This window comes from Pseudomonadales bacterium, assembly GCA_041395945.1.
Classification (GTDB): domain Bacteria; phylum Pseudomonadota; class Gammaproteobacteria; order Pseudomonadales; family Azotimanducaceae; genus SZUA-309.
This window is the reverse complement of the sequence record JAWKZN010000002.1, coordinates 160,576-178,474: the sequence shown is the minus strand read 5'-3', so window position 1 is coordinate 178,474 and position 17,899 is coordinate 160,576. Positions and strand designations below refer to the sequence as shown.

The following is a 17,899-nucleotide window of genomic DNA, read 5'->3' as shown; positions in this document are numbered from 1 at the left end:
GCGGCAATTCCGATGCATAGGTTTGTATTGGCGTGACTCTCTAAGGTCTTTCTGAGAGAACTGCGACCGTCCGAACTGTGAACTGTACCGTTTGTCGACCAGTTCTCACACTGACTGCAATCCCTGTGCAAGTATCAATCGTGCAAGATGTCACGAAGGAGCGTTTACAAATGCTTGCTACGAAAAGTTCGCCAAAGTCTTCGCCAGTAACCGGAATGACTCCGGGACGACCACTGGCCGCCAAAGGTTTCCAGGTCAATGCACCGGAGGAGAATTCTCATCTGGACGCATTTCTGGCAGCCGCTCACCGTCGCAAGTATCCAGCGAAGAGTACGCTGATTTACGCAGGCGACAAGAGCGATTCCATTTACTACATCCTCAAAGGATCGGTCACGGTTCTGGTGGAAGATGAATCCGGTCGCGAGATCATCGTCTCCTACCTGAATAAAGGCGACTTTTTCGGAGAGATGCCGCTGTTCACCGACGACACGCCCCGATCGGCCTGGGTAAAGGCCAAGATCGAATGCGAAGTTGCCGAACTCAGCTACAGCAAATTCAGAGAACTTGCGGAAAAGCATACGGATCTGCTTTACGCGGTAGGCCGGCAGATGGCCGAGCGTCTTTCGCGCACCACCCAGAAGGTGAGCGATCTGGCGTTTCTGGATGTCACCGGCCGGGTGGCTCGCACCCTGCTCGAACTGACCCGTCAGCCCGATGCAATGACTCACCCCGATGGTATGCAGATCAAGATCACCCGGCAGGAAATCGGGCGCATCGTGGGCTGCTCACGGGAAATGGTGGGTCGGGTGCTGAAGACACTGGTAGACCAGGGACTGGTCTCGGTGAAGGGCAAGACCATGGTGGTGTACGGAACCCGCTGAGGTCTGTCCGACTCCGGGGCGAAGGACCGCCCGGGTGCAGTGAGCGTAAATGATGAATGGGCCGCCCCGCGGGGCCCGCACATCATTCAGCCGAAGAGGTTTCTCAGTGCGGTGCCGGGATCCCCGGCGCGCATGAAGGCTTCCCCGACCAGAAAGGCGTGCACGCCGCGTTCACGCATGGCGGTCACGTTATCCGGTGTGTGAATGCCGCTCTCCGTGACCACCAGAGTGCCGGCGGGAACTGCATCGAGCAGATCCCAGGTGGTCTCCAGGCGGGTTTCGAAGGTTTTCAGATTGCGGTTGTTGATACCGATCATCGGCGCGTTCAGTGTCAATGCGATTTCAAGCTCATCGCGATCGTGTACCTCGATCAGTACGTCCAGATCGAGTTGCCGCGCGCAACGGTAGAAATCACCGAGTGTACCGGCATCGAGTGCGGCGACGATGAGCAGCACGCAGTCCGCACCGAGCGCGCGTGATTCGATGATCTGATACTCATCGATCATGAAATCCTTGCGCAGCACAGGCAGCGGCACCGTCGCCTTCACCGCCTGCAGATAATCATCCTGTCCCTGAAAGAACCGCTCATCGGTCAATACCGAAAGTGCACTGGCGCCGCCTGCGAAGTAACTGCGGGCAATCTCCACAGGATCGAAATCGGCGCGGATCACACCTCTGCTCGGGGACGCCTTTTTCACTTCAGCGATGACGGCAGATCCGCCCCGGGAAATCGCATTTTTCAGGGCACCGGTAAAGGGTGTCGGTGTGGATGGGAATCCAGCCGCGAGTAATTCGGTGGCCGACCGGCGCTGTTTGCGATCAGCGACCTCGGTGCGTTTGTGTTCGATGATCTGATCGAGAATGGTTCCGCTCACGATTCACCCATGAGTCGGGTGATGCGCACCAGTTCCTGCAGCCGCTCGCTGGCAAGTCCGGTCGAGATGGCATCCTGAGCCATGAGCACACCGTTACCGAGACTGGTGGCGACACCGGCGGCGTAGATGGCCGCGCCGGCGTTGAGACTGACGATATCCGCCGCAGGGGAGTCTGGCTCGTTCAGTGACTGCCTGAGCAGTGCGAGACTCGCTTCAGGCGTGTCGGCACAGAGACCGTCATGAGACGTTGATGTGATCGAAAAGTCTGCCGGGCTGATCTCATAGTCGCTGATCACGCCCGCCTTGAGTTCCACTACCCGACTGGGATGACTCAGGGTAATCTCGTCGAGCCCGTTGCTGTGCACGATGAGCACGTGTTCGGAACCCAGCAGTTTCAGTACTTCGGCGAGCCTGGTCTGCCATTGCGGACTGAACACGCCGATCACCTGGCACTTTGCACCAGCGGGATTGGTGAGGGGGCCCAGCACGTTCATCAGCGTTCGGACTTTCAGTTCCTGGCGCACGGGTGCAGCAAAGCGCATGGCGCTGTGATGTGCCTGGGCGAACATGAAACCGACGCCGACTTCACGGATGCAGTGCGCGATCTGCTCCGGCTGCAGGGCCAGATTGACTCCGGCCGCTTCCAGCACGTCTGCACTGCCGCTCACACTCGTCATCCTGCGATTACCATGTTTGGCTACCTTTGCCCCTGCCGCGGCGGCGACAAAGGCGGCCGCCGTGGAGATATTGAAGAGCTTGGCGCCGCTGCCGCCCGTGCCGCAGGTATCGACAAGGTAGGGCACCTCGACTGCCACCCGCAGTGACAGCTCGCGCATGGTCTGGGCCGCCCCGGCAATCTCGGCGGGAGTTTCCCCCTTCACCCGCAGGGCCATCAGCAGTCCGCCGATCTGGGCGGCGGTGGCCCTGCCTGACATCACCTCGCGGAATGCCGCCTGTGTCTGCTCCTGGCTGAGATCCTGTCCCTCGGCGAGTTGTGCCAGGGCGGACTGTATGGCCGTGGTGGATTGAGTATCCATCCGATGCTCCTTAGGTGCGCTCAGGCAGACTGCAGGAAGTTCCGCAGCAGGTCATGACCTGCCCGGGTGAATATGGATTCCGGGTGAAACTGTACCCCCTGGATTGGATAGTCGCGATGTCGGAACCCCATGATCTCGTCACGCTCCCCGTCTGTTTCCGTCCAGGCAGTGACCTCCAGGCAGTCGGGCAGCGAATCTGCAGCCACGATCAGCGAATGATAGCGGGTGGCTTCGAAGGGATTCGGCAGCCGGCTGAATACGCCGGTATCCGAGTGGTGAATCATCGACGTCTTGCCGTGCATGACATCCCGTGCCCGCACAACTTTGCCACCGAAGACCTGACCGATGCTCTGATGGCCGAGACAGATGCCGAGCAGGGGGATGCGTGGACCGAAGCGTCGCACCACCGCCATGGAGATGCCGGCTTCGTTCGGCGTACAGGGTCCGGGAGAGATGACGATCCGGGTCGGGGCCAGGGCGTTGATTTCTTCGAGGGTGATCTCGTCGTTGCGGTGTACGACCACTTCGGCGCCGAGCTCGCCCAGGTACTGCACCACGTTGTAGGTGAAGGAGTCATAGTTATCGATCATGAGCAGCATGGCTTAAGTCCTCGCCACCGGGTAGAGAAAAGGGGGAATGGAAAACTGCGGGTGCGAAGATTAGCGGGCGGGCGCCCACCAGCGACGGGCAGAAGCCGGACTGCTACGGAACAGAAGATGCGTGCGGGATGACATGGGCCAATGCTAACCGCGCCGGGTGAAGTCGGGCAACCGGAAATCCGCGGCCACCGGTAACCGGCGTGCAGCAGGCTGCTGCTATGCTCGCCCCCTGGTGTCAGGGGAGTGGATCTGCAGCATGGGGCAGCCGGCGGGTATCTGGGTGCTTTTCATCACCGAGATGTGGGAGCGCTTCAGCTACTACGGTATGCGCGCCCTGCTGGTGCTCTATCTGATCGCGTCAAACACACCCGATGCGCTCAATCCCGGCTTCGGCTGGAGCCAGGAATCCGCCTACCTGCTCTACGCGGTCTATACCTGGGCCGTTTACCTCACTCCCATCTTCGGCGGCTGGCTTGCCGATCGGCTCCTGGGCACCCACAGGTCCCTGATGATCGGCGGTTGTCTCATCGCCGCCGGCCATCTGCTGCTGGCGGGGACAGAGCTGTTTGCGGGCGCTGTGGATGGCGCCGTAGTGCTGGCATCGGCACCCGGTGCGCTAATCTGTTTTCTCACCGGGCTGGCGCTCATCGTCATCGGCACCGGCTTCTTCAAGCCCTGTGCAGCGGTGATGGTGGGTCAGCTGTACACCCAGGATGATCCGCGCAGAGACTCGGGCTTCACCATCTATTACCTGGGCATCAACCTCGGTGCGGTACTGGCACCCCTGGTCGCGGGCACACTCGGCGAAACCGTCGGCTGGCACTGGGGATTTGGTGCGGCAGCGCTGGGTATGCTCGCCGGTCTGCTGGGTTATGTCCGGTTGCGACCCCGCTATCTGGGTGAGATCGGCCGCGTCCCGGAGAACGCGCGCGTACAGGTTCCAGACCGGCAGGCAGTCCGGAAGGTGGGCCGGAGCTTGAGCAGAATCGAGTGGCAGCGGATCGCTGTGATCCTGGTGCTGGCCTTTGTCGGCAACATTGCGTTCTGGACCGCATTCGAGCAGGCGGGCAGCTCGTTGAATGTATTTGCCGCCCACCACACCGATCGCACGCTCTGGGGCTGGCTCAGCGGGCCTTTTCCCGCCACCTGGTACCAGGCGGTCAATCCGGCGGCGGTGATTCTATTCGCGCCGGCTTTTGCGCTGCTGTGGCCCTGGCTGGCGAGGCGCGGGCGGGATCCCGCCACGCCAGTGAAATTCGCCATCGGCCTGTGGCTGCTGGGATTGAGCTTTTTTGCCATGGTGTTCGGCGCCTTGCAGGCGCGCTCCGGGGAACTGGCAGGCGCGCACTGGCTGCTGATCACCTATGTGGTCTACACCTGGGGTGAACTGTGTCTGTCGCCGGTTGGTCTTTCCATGGTAACCCGGCTGGCGCCCGCGCATCTGCAGTCACTGCTGATGGGGCTCTGGTATTTTTCCTTTTCAGTCTCCAATCTGCTGGCGGGCCTGGTGGCGCGCTACTCGCTGCGTCTGGAGAGCGGCGAATGGACCTTCGTGGTGGAAGGCCTGGGCGGTTTCTACCTGCTCCTGGCCGTCGTGCCGATTGGTGTGGGTTGCGGTATTGCGCTGCTGTCTCCCTGGTTGAAACGCTGGATGCATGGGGTGCATTGAGATCATGGTTGCGGAACGGACAACACTGCAGACCCTGCGCCAGTTGAGTGCGGCCCTTGCCGGTGGGGCGATCACCTCCCGCGAGCTGGTGGCAGCCTGCCTGGCCCGGGCGACGGATGTGGATGGGGAGGGTGCACGGGTATTCCTTCAACTGGATGCGGCTGGAGCACTGCAGCAGGCGGAGGCCATGGACGAACTGCGTCGCAGGGGTGCCCCGCCTTCCGCTTTCTGCGGGATTCCGATTTCTGTGAAGGACCTCTTCGATGTCCGCGGGCAGATCACCCGGGCCGGTTCGAAACTGCTTGCGCAAGCAGCACCTGCAGCGGCGGACTGTCCGGCAGTGGCCCGCCTGCGGCGCGCGGGTCTGGTGCTGATCGGCCGCACCAACATGACGGAATTCGCCTTCTCCGGTGTGGGCATCAACCCGCATTACGACACCCCCCGCAACCCCTTCGATCGGGCCACCGGTCGAATACCGGGCGGTTCTTCCTCAGGCGCGGCGGTATCGGTCACCGATGGCATGGCGGCTGCCGCCATCGGTACGGATACCGGAGGATCCTGCAGGATTCCCGCGGCGCTGTGTGGCATCAGCGGCTTCAAACCGACAGCGTCCAGGGTGCCGCGGGAGGGCGTCTATCCCTTAGCCCCGAGCCTCGACTCGGTTGGACCCCTGGCCGCCAGTGTGCAGTGCTGCGCGATCCTCGATGACCTGCTCGCGGGTGGAACCGGCCAGCCTGCCGCATTCCGGCATCTCACCGGTCTGCGCCTCGCCGTGCTCGACAACTATGTGACCGCCGATCTGGACCCCCAGGTGGCACAGGCTTACGAACGCGCTCTGGGGCGTCTGCAGAGTGCCGGAGTGCATCTCGTGTCGATTGAACTGCCGGAACTGGCGCGACTTCCGGAGCTCAATTCGGCAGGCGGCATCGCCGCCGCCGAAGCATTTGCCCATCACCGCACACAGATCGGCGCACACCCGGAAGTCTATGACCCCCGGGTCGGCGGGCGCATTGCCAGGGGTGCGTCACAATCAGCCGCCGATTACATTCAGCTGCTCGCACAGCGGAAGTCCATGATCGACGGATTCGAGCGGGCGATGCAGGGTTTTGATGCCCTGCTTTCGCCGACGCTGCCCATTGTTGCGCCACCCCTCGATGCATTCACCGCAGACGAAGACTATGTGCGACTGAATCTGCTGCTGCTGCGCAATCCCAGCGTGTTCAACTTTCTCGATGGCTGCGCGATCTCGATCCCCATACAGGAACCGGGTACCGCGCCGGTCGGTCTGACCCTGGCCGGGACCGGCGGGTCTGATCGGTCCCTGCTGGCGGTGGCTGCTGCGGTGCAGGCGGCCCTGGCTTCGGGGCGCCGCACAGACAGGGATTCCGGAACAGCGGTGCCCTGACTGTGCACAGGGTCTTCAACCCTTGAGCAGACTGAGCAATCCCGAATCAGCCAGTTTCAGCAATGCCCGCCACTCGGGGTCATCGCGTTGTTTGATGAGAGACAGTGCGCTTTCGAAACGCTGATTGCGGATATTCGGACTGGCACCAGCCTGCAGCAGCAGTTCCGCACAGCGGACGTCCCCGGCGCGGACAGCGGCAATCAGGGCCGTGTCCCCGACATTGTTGCGAATTCCAACCTGCGCACCTGCTTTGATCAGCACTTCGGTTACCGAGGCCGATCTGTTCTGGGCCGCACGCAGCAGGGGTGTGTTGCCTGAAGCCGACTGGGCGTTCAGGTCGCTGTGCGGGATCAGCAGGGTCGCGATATCCGCGTAATCTCCTTCTGCTGCCAGGTGCAGAGGACTCACACCCTCCTCGTCCACCACGAGGGAGAGGCCGCGTGCGAGCAGCGCCTCGACCGCATCGGTCTGTCCGGTCTTTGCCGCCCACCACAGTGCGTTTCTCCCGAACTGATCCCGTCGATCGAGATGCCGTGCGCGTTCGACCAGATCCAGCGCTGTCGTGGCAGCGCCATATCTGAGCGCCACGATGAGCGCCGTCTGTCCCTTGAGATCCTGGACATCGCCCTGTGCGCCTGCGGCAAGCAGCAGGTCCGCACAGCGCTGACAGCCGGACACAACCGCTACCATGAGTGGGCTTTGAGCGCTGCTGTTCTGTGCATCGACCTGGGAATCTGCCGTGAGTATTACAGTCAGAGCCTCGGGCTGGCTGGCGGCGGCTGCGATATGCAGCAGTGACTGCCCGTCGGGCAGCCCTGTGCCGATGGCCGCGCCCCGGCGGAGCAGCCGTTGCACTGTGTCAGCCTGGCCGTGACGCACCGCATGGGCAAGGGCGGTATAACCGCTGGCATCTGTCGCGTTGATGTCCGCCCCGCGATCCAGCAGCTGGGCCAGGAGTTCCCAGTCTCCTCGGCGGGCGGAATCTGAAAACGCTTCCTGAGATTGTCCCGTCTCGGCCAGTCGACTGAGGCGCCGGTTGCCGGTCGGCTGGGATACACCAAAGGCCGCACGGATCTCGCCGTCGTCACTGCGCGCCGCCAGGGATGCCGGAGACCAGCCTGCGTTGTTGCGAAGGGCAGTGCTGGCTGCATGGGCCAGCAGGACCTGCACCAGACCGGAATCACCCGCTGCCACAGCGAGGTGCAGGGGTGTCGACCCATCCTGTGCGGCAACGTCGGGATCGGCACCAGCGGCCAGGAGCAGATCGACCGCGGATCGATTTCCCTGGCCGACGGCGAAATGCAGCGGCGTGTTGCCGAGCGGATCCTGGTCATTGAGCCCGGCACCTGCGGCGATCAGAGCTTCGACCCAGGGTTGTGCATCAGCTTCCACCGCTTCCATGAGCGCGGTCCTGCCGAACTGATCGCGGCGACCCAAATGTCCGGCCGGGAGGGTAGCCGGTGGCGCGGCGCTGGCGCGCAGCGCGCTGAACAGATCGAGCTCCCGGTTGGAATCAGCTGCAGGAACAGCGGCGTTCTGCTCCAGCCAGGCCCGGGCACGACTGTGATCCAGATCGGCGGCGCCCCGCATCCAGTAGCGTGCGTCTTCGATGTTGCCGCAGCGCTCATGATGCTTACCGAGCATGTACTGGGCATCGCTGTTGCCTGCGCGTGCGGCAGATTCGAAAAGCACCGCGGCGCGGTCCGGATCTTTGTCCACGCCCTGTCCGAGGCGGTAAAGTTTGCCGAGTTCGAAAGCGGCGTCAGGCTCCTGTGTATGGGCGCTCAGCCAGTCGATGGCGGTTGAATAGTCTCTGCCTGCCAGCGCGAGACGCACTTCCGCAGGCAGTTCGGCAGCCGACGGGCCGGCGGCGCAAAAGGCGATGAGGGTGACCAGCAGCGCCGGGACGTTCCTGAGCGATTCAGGCAGTACCATATTTTGTCTCGATCTGAATGCCGATGTCCCTGAGCATACCGTCCGGCAGAATGCCTCCTGCGCAGACGATCACTGCTTCATTGCGGACCTCGATTGACTGACCGCGCTGTTCGATGGTGACGGCAGCGGCGGAAATTGCGGTCGCATTGGACTCCAGCAGCAGATTCACCTTACCCGCGGTGCTCATGCGCTCGATCCTGTCGCGGTTTTTCTTCTTCGCACGGGAAAAGGCAGCGGATCTATAGGAGAGGGTGACCTCGGTACCCGGCTCTTCGGCGATGGCACAGGCTGCCTCGATTGCACTGTCGCCACCCCCCACCACCAGCACCGCCTGGTTGCGGTACTGTGCCGGGTCAACCAGCGAGTAGGTAACCTTGGCGAGTTCTTCCCCGGCCACACCCAGCTTGCGGGGTGTACCCCGACGTCCGATGGCCAGCAGGACTGCGCTGGTGACATAGGAGCCTGCACTGGTTGTGACCTCGAAGCTTCCCGCCGGTGTCTGGCTGATGCCTGACAGCCGCTCTCCATAGCGAACCTTCATGCCGGTATCTCTCTGAACCTTGTTCCAGAATTCGATGAGGGCCTCTTTGGTGGTTTCCCGGAATGAAACCTTGCCGATTCTGGGCAACTGAGCGGGCGCTGTCATGACGATCTTGCCCCTGGGGAAGTTGGCGACGGTACCGCCGAGCTTGTTCTGTTCGATGGTCAGGTGCGTCAGGCCCGTTTCCATGGCGCCGAGCGTGGCCGCGATACCGGCGGGACCTGCTCCCACGATGACGACGTCGAGGGTGTTGTCCGCCTTCCTGCGCTGGGCGCGTATGTGGGTACTGATCGACTCCATTGCCTGCCTGCCCTGCTCGATCGCATTGCGAATGAGTCCCATTCCGCCTAACTCCCCGGCAATGAAGATGCCCGGGATATTGGTCGAGAAGTCGGCGTTGACCGCGGGGATGTCGACACCCCGCTCCGAGGTTCCGAAAACGAGGGAGATGGCGCCGACCGGGCAGACCTTCTGACAGGCGCCGTGACCGATACAGTCGGTCGGCGACACCAGCGCCGCTTTGCTGCGTATGATCCCCAGCACCTGATGGGCGGGGAATTCCGGACAGGCGTGGACACAGGACTCGCAGCCGATGCATTTGGCTGTATCGATGATCGGATGCAGCGACACGGGCTGGGTGAGCCCTGCTTCCACGGCCTCTTCGAAGGTGTGTCTGCTGACACCCTCGAGACGTGCACGGCGCCGCACGCTCCAGGCGAACAGCGCCAGCAGCGGCAGGCCATAGGTGATGTATGGAAAATAGCTGGCGAGCGCGCTCACCGATTGAATCTCCACTGGAAGTGACTCCCACTTCTCAGTCTGCGCGGATTCTGGACACTATACTGAGAACAGTGTCCTAGGACACAAAACTGGTGACGACCAGGGCTTAGTTACATGAACACCACCGTTAATCCTGCGGTTGCCCGATACTCGGGCGGCATAATGAAACTCGCCACAGTGGTGGGATACGCGCTTGTGGGAATTTCAATCGCGCTGCTGTGGTCCGTGCGGGAACAGAATCTCATCCGTGCTCAGGACGGTCTGGGCTACTGGCTCGGCATCATTGGCGGATCGCTGATGCTGTTGCTGCTGATCTATCCGCTGCGGAAACGCATCCGCTGGCTGGCCGGGCTCGGCTCGGTAAAGGCCTGGTTCCGGACACACATGATCTTCGGCGTGGTCGGTCCGCTGCTCATTCTTTTTCACAGTAACTTCGTGCTCGGCTCGCTCAATGGCCGGATAGCGCTGTTCGCCACGCTGATCGTCGCAGCCAGCGGCATAATCGGGCGCTATCTGTACGGCAAGATCCACTATGGCATGTACGGCCAGCGCGCCACCCTGATGTCGCTGCAGGCCGAGGTGGAGATCGAGCCTGCGCCGACGAGTCGGATGTTCTCCATCGTCGCACTGGTGGATGAACGGCTGAAACCCTATGAGAGACGGGTGCTGGAACGCTCCTCCCGGATGCTGCCCTCTGTGCTGGACGCGCTCTGCACGCCATTGCTTGCGGTGCGGTTGAAGTGGTCGCTGAAGCGCGCACTGCAGCGGGAAGTCGATGCCAGGGCGGCGGAATCCGCCGTGCTCGCGCAACACAGGGAACGACTGCTCAAGGCTGCTGAGGACTATCTTTCGAGGCGGCTGACGACTTATCGCAGATATGCCCAGATCAGCGGCTGTGAAAGGCTTTTCAGCCTCTGGCACATCGTCCACTTTCCCCTTTTTCTCGTGATGGTGGTGGCCGCCATCGTCCACGTGTTTGCCGTGCATGCCTATTAGTTACCGCGACAGGATGAGTTGCCGCCACAGGATGTTCCGCAGCGCGGTGTTGTTCGCACTGGCCGCGGGACTCATGCCGACGGTCGTGGTGGCGGCAAGTATCGAGACTCTGGTGATGCCGGGGCCTGTCATCGAGGATCACGCCGAGCTCGAAGCAGCCTGCAGTAACTGTCACGACGTTTTTGATCGTACAGCGCAGAGGCGTCTGTGCCTTGAGTGCCATGAGGAGATTGCCGGGGATCTCGAGGCCGGTGAAGGCCTGCACGGCCGGGATCCGCGGGTCGGGGAGACTCAGTGCCGGGACTGTCATACCGAACACAAAGGCCGTGCGGCGGATGTGGTGGGACTGCAGCCGGACCTGTTTGAACATGAGATCACTGATTTCCCGCTGGAGGGTGCACACGTCCAGCAGACGTGCAGCGCCTGTCATGAGACCGGCGCGCGATTTGCCGAAGCACCGGGCGCCTGTGAGGGCTGTCACCTCGAAGAGGATGCCCATGCCGGGAGCCTGGGAGAGGCCTGTGGTGACTGCCACGATCCGCAACGCTGGCAGTCAGCTCAGTTCGACCACGACACCACGGATTTTCCGCTGGACGGAAAGCATCAGCCCCTGGCCTGCCTGTCCTGCCATACCGATGTGCGCTTCGACGCGCTCCCGATGGAGTGCATCGATTGTCACAGACTGGATGATGCACACGGAGGTGCCCGGGGGGACGGCTGCGGAGACTGCCACGGTACGAACACCTGGGACGCCCGCTTCGATCATGAGGCGGAAACCGGCTTCGCCCTGGTCGGTGCACACAGCGAACTGGTCTGCCGGAACTGCCATGTGTCGGAAACCGATTACGCAGGCCTCCCCACGGACTGCCAGGGCTGCCATTCAGGGGACGACGCGCATCTTGGCCGCAATGGTTCCCTGTGTGCCGATTGTCACGATCAGAAAAGCTGGGAAGTGCGCTTCGATCATGAGGCTGAAACCGACTATGCCCTGCTGGGTGTGCATGAGTCTCTGGTGTGCAGTGACTGTCACCGGGGCAGCCGGACCGATGAATTGCCCAGGACCTGCGAAGGCTGTCATGGGTCTGCCAACCCGCATGGCGAGTCCCTCAGCAGCTGCGGGGACTGTCACGAACCGTCCGAGTGGACTCTGGTACCCCGATTCCAGCACGATCTCGTCGGCTTCGCGCTGGTAGGGATGCATCGCACCACCAGCTGTGAGCAGTGTCATGAGAGCCTGGTATTCGCGCCGCTGACCGACGCCTGCAGCGATTGCCATGCGGACGACGACATTCACGGTGGCGGGCTCGGTGCGGCCTGCGCCGATTGCCACAATCCTGTCGGCTGGGACAGCTGGCAGTTCGATCACGATCAGCAGACCGATTTTGCGCTCGAGGGCGCACACCGGGATCTGGCCTGCGAGGGCTGCCACCAGCCCGGCCGACCCGCGGTGAAGCAGGCAAGTACCTGCATAGCGTGTCATCGCGGCGACGATGTGCATAGAGGCCGGTTTGGACCCCAGTGCAATGACTGCCACAGCAACGAATCCTTCACCGATCCGGTTCTGGTGAACTGATCCGTGCGAGCTGAGATGAGGAACCACACATGAAAGAACTCGGCTGTATGGGGGTGCTGGTGCTGATGCTCGCAGCGGGCTGGGAGGATGCAGCGGCTGCAGAATTCGATCACTACCTGACGGGCTTCGATCTGGACGGCATGCACCGTGAAGTACCCTGTGAATCCTGTCATGTTCAGGGGGTGTTTCGCGGCACGCCCAGAGAGTGCGGCACCTGCCACGACGGCACCAGCGTTTATGCACAGTCGGCGCGTTCGGTGACTCATCCCACGACCACGGCGAACTGCGAAGCCTGCCATGTCACTGCCAGCTGGGTCGCCATCAGCTTTGTCGACCATGTCGAAGTGCTGGGGCGCTGTTCGAGCTGCCACGATGGGAATCTGGCGGAAGGCACCCCCCCCGGACATATTCAGACCAGCCAGGAGTGTGATGCCTGCCACACGGATGTGACCTGGACGGCGGTGATCTTCGATCACGATGGCATCTCGTCAGGCTGTTCGGGTTGCCACAACGGTACGGACGCGACCGGAAAATCCCCCGGTCACCTGCCGACCACGGACATCTGTGAGGATTGTCATGCGGTCAACTTCTGGGAGCCCGTGTACACCATGGATCACGCCCAGGTGATCGGCGCCTGTGTGGGCTGTCACGATGGCCAGAGGGCGACCGGAAAGGATGGGGACCACATTCCAAGCAGTGAACAGTGTGATGAGTGCCACAGCACCAGCGGCTGGGAGCCGGCGTTCGGGGCCCTGTTTCGGGATTCCGGGTCTGCTGCGGATACCGGCCTGGCGGATGCCACGCCTGCGAGCCGGGGTGATCGCGGATGGTAGTCCTGAGATGCCTTCTGCTGCTGGCGACACTGTTGTCTGCCCTGCCTCTGGCTGCGGCGGAGACGCTGCTCAGCGATGTGCTGTATGCGAGTGACAGCGGTGTCGCGCAGATCGAAATCCGGCTCGGGCGCGCCATGGAAATCGCTGCTTTCACAACCGTTGCAGACAATCGGCTCCTCATCTCTCTGCAGGCTGTGGACAGATCCGGATCGGACGGCTGGTCTGCAGCGGAAATGAGTTTTTCAGAACCCGATCGATTACTTACCCGGGTCGCGCTCGAGGGCGAGGGTCGGAAGGGCTTCGAACTGGTTGTTGAATTCTCGGAAGGTATAACGGCGCAGCTGCTGCCCCAGTTTGATGACCGACAGGTATTGCTGAAGGTTGCCCCACGAAATGCCTTCAGGGACCCGGAAAGATTCGGCAAACCGAAAACCGACGACGCCTATGCAATCAATCTCGAAAGCCGGGTTGAGTCGGTGCCCGATGTGCTGGATATCCCAAAGGCGTTTGCCGCCAGCCACACGATTTATGTGACCCGATTCGTAAAAGACGATGTGCTCTGGCATCGGCTGCGGCTCGGTTTTTTTCCGGATCGTCGCTTGGCGCAACGGGTCGCTCTGGATCTGCGCCCCTATTTTCCCGAGGCCTGGATTGAGCAGGTGGCAGCAGAGGAAGTGCGCTTCGCTGCATCCTTCAAGCTCAATCCTGCGGGTCAGGTTTCGAGATTCACCGGGGCCGTCACCCAACCCTCCACAGCGGTGGCGGAGGTCAAGGCGACGGTTCAGCCCGTCACCCCCAGCACCATTGGTGAGGAACCGCCGCCCGCGGAAGTGACCACACGCTGGGAAAGCCGTCCGCCCGTGGCGCCGCCCGAACTCTCGGAGATCCAGAAGCTGTTTGCCGAGGCGAGATCCGCCTTCGAAAGTGGTGAATACGCGCGTGCCATTGAACTCTACAGCCGCCTGCTCGAGATGACCGAGGGAGAGCGCAGAGCCAGCGCGCTCGAAATGCTTGGGGTGTCCCGGGAACTCAATCGTGAACTCCCGCTTGCGCAGCAGCTCTACCAGTCCTATCTCACCCAGTACCCGGAAAGCGAGGGTGCGCCGCGGGTACGCCAGCGTCTGGCAGCGCTGCTCGCGCTGCTGAATCCGAACAGGTCCCAGCGACGCCAGACAACACGAAGGGAACCAGGCCGCTGGCGGACAGCCAGCTATCTGTCGCAGTTCTACCAGCGTCAGAGTCTGGAAATCGATGACGACAGCAGGGTGCCGATCGATGGAATCTTCAGCGATGCATCGCTGCTGGCCATGCGTAATGGCACTGATCTCGATCAGGAAATCCGGGTGACCCTGAGTTACCTGCTGGATTTCAGCGATGAGGAATATCCGCAGGGCAGGGAGTTCCAGGTCAGCTCGCTGTACTGGGATGGATACTCCGAACGCCTGCGCAGCGGCATCAAAGTCGGCCGCCAGACGCGACCCAAAGCGGGGGTGCTGGGTCGTTTCGATGGCGCGGCACTGACCTTCAGACCCCTGGGAAATCTTTCGCTCGATTTCACCGGGGGCTTACTTGTGGACAACGCTTTCGAATCACCCGATGCAGACCGGCCTTTCTTTGGTCTCGGTGGAGAATGGATTTCCAGCTCCGGAAGGATCTCGGTAGCGCCGTTTTATATCCGCCAGGAAGTCGACGGAGTGCTGGACAGGGAGGCAGTGGGCGTACAGTCCTACCTGCGTTCTGATCGGATGATGCTGTTCTCCCTGCTGGACTACGACCTGCACTATGCGGCGTTGAACAACATCACCCTCAGGGGGAATTTCCGCTTCCGGGAATCCCGGTTGACGGCCTCCTACGAACACCGCAGGAGTCCGTATCTCACCACGAGAAACGCGATGATCGGCCAGGCCTATGATGGCCTCAGCGAGCTCGAGACGGCCCTGCTCGAAACCCAGCTGGAAGAAATTGCCGAGGACCGGACTGCCACCAGCGACACCCTGCGCCTGGGTGTCAGCCTGCCCCTGTTCGAGAACTGGATGGTGACCGCGGATCTGGTCGCGAGCGATTATTCGAGCACGGAAACTTCCGCGGACATCATCGGGCTTGAGTCCTACAACACCATTTATTCCTCGCTGCAGATTCGCCGCAACGAACTCTTCGGACCCGCCAGCTATGCGGCACTGATGTTCCGTCAGGCGGACTCCGATGCCGGGGGAACATCATCCCTGTACTGGGACAATCGCTTTACCCTGGCTGACAGCTGGTTGTTGTACCCGCGCGTGCGCCTGGACTACAGAACGTTCGATACCTCGGGGGATACCCAGTGGACGGTAAAACCCTCCCTGCGGTTGGATTTCCGCTATAACCCGCGCGTGCGTTTCGAATTCGAAATGGGCTATCAGTGGACAACAAGAGAAATGGCGAGCAGAGATCTTGATATCACCGGATTGTTTGTGAGGGCAGGTTATCGTGCGAACTTTTAGAAGATTCACGGTTCTGTGCCTGCTGGTCTGGGGATCGGCAGGCTGTGATGACGGAACGACCACCACGGGTAGTACGGGGCCTGCCGGGATGCCGTCCGTTGCAGGCGACGCTTTCGCTTCTCCAGGTCAGTCCGGGGCACAGGCGCCGTACGGCGTGATCGTGGATATCAGCTATCCGGGGGATGCGGCCGCTGTGGGTGCGGATTCGAAAGTCTATGTCTTCCTGCGCAAGGCGGGTGAACGAATGCCCCTGGCGCTGCAATACTTCGCTGCCGCCGAGCTGCCGAAACGGGTGTCGCTGCCGGTTTCTGAGCCCCTGTCCGGCGTTGAACTGGTGGCCCGGCTGTCCTTTTCCGGAAGGGTCGAGCGGACTGCCGGAGACGTGGAAGTGAGTCAGTGGCTTTCGAGTGTGGGACATCCGCCCGAAACCGTTGTGCTGCGGCTGCAGGAAGGGGTCGATGTCCAGTCGCCCCCGGGCACGGGTACACAGGACCGGGCGCTCCGCGCAACCGCCGGTGCGGCCGATATTACCCGGCAGGCGCAGGGCGAGCCGGTTTCCGTGCGGGTGCGGATTACGGCTGAGCAGACAGAGGAGTTTCCGGCAGATTCGACGGTCTTCGTCCTCGCCCGCAGCCGCACCAATCCCATGCCTCTGGCGGTGAAGAAACTGACCCTGGCTGATCTGCCTGCAGAGATCGAACTCAGTGATGCGGATGCGATGATGTTCAGTCATCGCCTGTCCACGGTCGACGCCTTCACTCTGCTTGCCAGGATCAGCCGCACGGGTGATGCCGTCCGCTCTGCTGCCGATCTGGAGAGCCCTACTGTCGCGGTCGATGCCGCAGCGATTCCGGAGATGGTGACACTGACTATTGCGGGTTCGGACTGAGGCGGTTCCCGCCAGCCCGGTAGGCCGCTTCGAACAGACCGCGGTCTTCTGAGGTAAGTGCCGGATTGCGGCGCCAGATCCGTGCCAGGTCGGCGTCGATCAGCCGGCGACTGCGCCGGGCCTTCTCGAAATCGATCAGTGCCGCAGAAAAATCGTCCCCGGGCACCACGAAAATGTGTTCGCAGTTCAGGGCGCCATGGGCCCAGCCCGCATCATGTAACCGGCGAATGAGACGGGCGACACCGGCGAGTATTCCCTTCCGATCACAGTCCGGCAGCGCGAGCGCTTTATCGAGCGGGAGACCGCCTGCAATCTCAGCGATGACCAGTTCCGCCGCCAGACCTTCCTGTCGGTAGCTGACGACCTCCGGTGCAGTGACTCCGATCCGCTGCATGGCCTGCAGGGCACGGTGTTCACGGGCCAGAGTAGGGGTGGGCAGAAAGGCGCGCCACAGCGGGCGGCAGGTGTAGTTCCGCTGGCGTTTCACGTAGACATTGCCGCTGCCGCCATCCCAGTGCCCGCGTTGGTCGAGATAAACGCAGCTGGCACCGGCCCCCCGATGCTGCACCGGCTTGACCAGTCGTGCGGCCGCCGACGGCTGACGGGCCTTCGGATCGGTGAAGAGTCTGAGGAGATCCTGTGACGGGTGTCCGGAGTCCAGAGCGTTCTCCGGGTTGTGCAACTCAGGACGAGGATGGGGCATCCGGCAATTCAAGCAGGTAGAGGCGCCACATGTCGAGGTGCGGCCAGACATCGTAATGGCGGCGGATTTTCAGCCCGGCCTGGCTGAATTCCGCTTCGACTTCTGCACGGGGCCTGCAGATACGCTTGCCGTAACCGGCTTCATCCGTGGCGGCAAAGCGATCGCCCGCCTTCCAGCTGCGGAAGTTGCCATCCACCCATAATGAGATCGCGATGTAGCGCCGCGCGACGCGTTTGAGTTCGGCCAGAAGCCGCAGGCGGTCCTCTGCCCGGGAGAGGTGATGATAGAAGCGCATGCAGATCGCGACATCGACGCTGTCGTCCGGCAGTGCGATAGCGAAGGCGGAAAGTTTGAGCAGCTGGGCCGGCAGGTCTGCAGAGCGCCGATTTTCCGCCGCGACACCCAGCATGCCGGTACTGATGTCGCCGGCGATGAGTTTCCCGATTCCAGCAGCCTGAATGGGCTTCCAGAAGCGCCCGGTACCACAGGGCAGGTCGAGGGCGCTGTCCAGTGGAGCCGCGAGCTGCAGGCCTGCAAACTGCAGGGCTTTCAACAGGTTCCCCTGTTCGCGTCGACTGGTCAGCCGGGCGCGCAGGGAACGGTGATGATCCGTGTCATAGCGGGCAGCGCGGGTTGGCGTATAAACATCCACGCTTGCCGGCAGGTATTCCAGTTCGCTCATTGCCAGAATCCAGGTAGCAGA

At 62.1% G+C, this 17,899-nt stretch carries 15 protein-coding genes; 8 read left to right on the top strand and 7 right to left on the bottom strand.

Going from position 1 to position 17,899, the window contains the following annotated elements:
* The first annotated feature begins 170 nt into the window (after positions 1-170).
* Positions 171-881: a cAMP-activated global transcriptional regulator CRP gene (crp, locus tag R3E82_17575; protein ID MEZ5552695.1), complete on the top strand. Its 711-nt coding sequence runs from the start codon at positions 171-173 to the stop codon at positions 879-881.
* Positions 882-967: 86 nt separating this feature from the next.
* Here the strand turns inward: crp and trpC are convergent, their stop codons facing one another.
* The 3 genes from trpC to R3E82_17560 are packed head-to-tail and all read right to left on the bottom strand — an operon-like array spanning position 968 to position 3,392.
* Entirely contained in the window at positions 968-1,759 is a 792-nt protein-coding gene (gene trpC / locus R3E82_17570; GenBank protein MEZ5552694.1) for an indole-3-glycerol phosphate synthase TrpC, read from the bottom strand.
* Complete coding sequence (gene trpD, locus R3E82_17565; GenBank protein MEZ5552693.1) at positions 1,753-2,793, bottom strand: anthranilate phosphoribosyltransferase; 1,041 nt, start codon at positions 2,791-2,793, stop codon at positions 1,753-1,755. The genes trpC and trpD overlap by 7 nt, the downstream gene beginning before the upstream one ends.
* Before the next feature lie 20 nt (positions 2,794-2,813).
* Complete coding sequence (locus R3E82_17560) at positions 2,814-3,392, bottom strand: aminodeoxychorismate/anthranilate synthase component II (GenBank protein MEZ5552692.1); 579 nt, start codon at positions 3,390-3,392, stop codon at positions 2,814-2,816.
* 256 nt (positions 3,393-3,648) lie between these two features.
* On the opposite strand from R3E82_17560, the gene R3E82_17555 reads away from it, so the two are divergent.
* Both R3E82_17555 and R3E82_17550 read left to right on the top strand, forming a co-directional pair.
* A complete protein-coding gene (locus R3E82_17555; GenBank protein MEZ5552691.1) occupies positions 3,649-5,061 on the top strand; it encodes a peptide MFS transporter in 1,413 nt (470 codons plus the stop codon).
* A gap of 4 nt (positions 5,062-5,065) precedes the next feature.
* Complete coding sequence (locus tag R3E82_17550; protein MEZ5552690.1) at positions 5,066-6,466, top strand: amidase; 1,401 nt, start codon at positions 5,066-5,068, stop codon at positions 6,464-6,466.
* 15 nt (positions 6,467-6,481) lie between these two features.
* On the opposite strand, the gene R3E82_17545 is transcribed toward R3E82_17550, so the two are convergent.
* Positions 6,482-8,401 carry an ankyrin repeat domain-containing protein gene (locus R3E82_17545; GenBank protein MEZ5552689.1) on the bottom strand — a complete coding sequence of 640 codons (1,920 nt, stop codon included), beginning with the start codon at positions 8,399-8,401 and terminating at the stop codon, positions 6,482-6,484.
* Positions 8,388-9,722 (bottom strand): NAD(P)-binding domain-containing protein, encoded by a 1,335-nt coding sequence (locus R3E82_17540; protein ID MEZ5552688.1) that lies wholly within the window; start codon positions 9,720-9,722, stop codon positions 8,388-8,390. Before R3E82_17540 ends, R3E82_17545 begins: the two co-directional genes overlap by 14 nt.
* A 114-nt stretch (positions 9,723-9,836) precedes the next feature.
* Here R3E82_17540 and R3E82_17535 point away from each other — a divergent pair, with 114 nt between their 5' ends.
* From R3E82_17535 to R3E82_17515, 5 genes are all read left to right on the top strand, one after another.
* The gene (locus R3E82_17535) at positions 9,837-10,718 is read left to right on the top strand and encodes a hypothetical protein (GenBank protein MEZ5552687.1); all 882 of its coding nucleotides are present in this window, start codon (positions 9,837-9,839) and stop codon (positions 10,716-10,718) included.
* Between the two features lie 46 nt (positions 10,719-10,764).
* A complete protein-coding gene (locus R3E82_17530; GenBank protein MEZ5552686.1) occupies positions 10,765-12,291 on the top strand; it encodes a hypothetical protein in 1,527 nt (508 codons plus the stop codon).
* Positions 12,292-12,320: 29 nt separating this feature from the next.
* Positions 12,321-13,124 (top strand): hypothetical protein, encoded by an 804-nt coding sequence (locus R3E82_17525; protein ID MEZ5552685.1) that lies wholly within the window; start codon positions 12,321-12,323, stop codon positions 13,122-13,124.
* Complete coding sequence (locus tag R3E82_17520; GenBank protein MEZ5552684.1) at positions 13,118-15,604, top strand: tetratricopeptide repeat protein; 2,487 nt, start codon at positions 13,118-13,120, stop codon at positions 15,602-15,604. The genes R3E82_17525 and R3E82_17520 overlap by 7 nt, the downstream gene beginning before the upstream one ends.
* Positions 15,605-15,692: 88 nt before the next feature.
* Positions 15,693-16,493: a hypothetical protein gene (locus R3E82_17515; protein ID MEZ5552683.1), complete on the top strand. Its 801-nt coding sequence runs from the start codon at positions 15,693-15,695 to the stop codon at positions 16,491-16,493.
* Here the strand turns inward: R3E82_17515 and R3E82_17510 are convergent.
* The gene (locus tag R3E82_17510; GenBank protein ID MEZ5552682.1) at positions 16,474-17,196 is read right to left on the bottom strand and encodes a lipopolysaccharide kinase InaA family protein; all 723 of its coding nucleotides are present in this window, start codon (positions 17,194-17,196) and stop codon (positions 16,474-16,476) included. The genes R3E82_17515 and R3E82_17510 overlap by 20 nt on opposite strands.
* The gene (locus tag R3E82_17505) at positions 17,177-17,878 is read right to left on the bottom strand and encodes a class I SAM-dependent methyltransferase (GenBank protein MEZ5552681.1); all 702 of its coding nucleotides are present in this window, start codon (positions 17,876-17,878) and stop codon (positions 17,177-17,179) included. The genes R3E82_17510 and R3E82_17505 overlap by 20 nt, the downstream gene beginning before the upstream one ends.
* Positions 17,879-17,899: the final 21 nt, after the last annotated feature.

Coding starts and splice junctions, on each gene's coding strand:
- crp (MEZ5552695.1), top strand. CDS start 171: ATGCTTGCTACGAAAAGTTCGCCAAAGTCTTCGCCAGTAACCGGAATG.
- trpD (MEZ5552693.1), bottom strand. CDS start 2,793: ATGGATACTCAATCCACCACGGCCATACAGTCCGCCCTGGCACAACTC.
- R3E82_17560 (MEZ5552692.1), bottom strand. CDS start 3,392: ATGCTGCTCATGATCGATAACTATGACTCCTTCACCTACAACGTGGTG.
- R3E82_17555 (MEZ5552691.1), top strand. CDS start 3,649: ATGGGGCAGCCGGCGGGTATCTGGGTGCTTTTCATCACCGAGATGTGG.
- R3E82_17550 (MEZ5552690.1), top strand. CDS start 5,066: ATGGTTGCGGAACGGACAACACTGCAGACCCTGCGCCAGTTGAGTGCG.
- R3E82_17545 (MEZ5552689.1), bottom strand. CDS start 8,401: ATGGTACTGCCTGAATCGCTCAGGAACGTCCCGGCGCTGCTGGTCACC.
- R3E82_17535 (MEZ5552687.1), top strand. CDS start 9,837: ATGAACACCACCGTTAATCCTGCGGTTGCCCGATACTCGGGCGGCATA.
- R3E82_17525 (MEZ5552685.1), top strand. CDS start 12,321: ATGAAAGAACTCGGCTGTATGGGGGTGCTGGTGCTGATGCTCGCAGCG.
- R3E82_17520 (MEZ5552684.1), top strand. CDS start 13,118: ATGGTAGTCCTGAGATGCCTTCTGCTGCTGGCGACACTGTTGTCTGCC.
- R3E82_17515 (MEZ5552683.1), top strand. CDS start 15,693: ATGCCGTCCGTTGCAGGCGACGCTTTCGCTTCTCCAGGTCAGTCCGGG.
- R3E82_17510 (MEZ5552682.1), bottom strand. CDS start 17,196: ATGCCCCATCCTCGTCCTGAGTTGCACAACCCGGAGAACGCTCTGGAC.
- R3E82_17505 (MEZ5552681.1), bottom strand. CDS start 17,878: ATGAGCGAACTGGAATACCTGCCGGCAAGCGTGGATGTTTATACGCCA.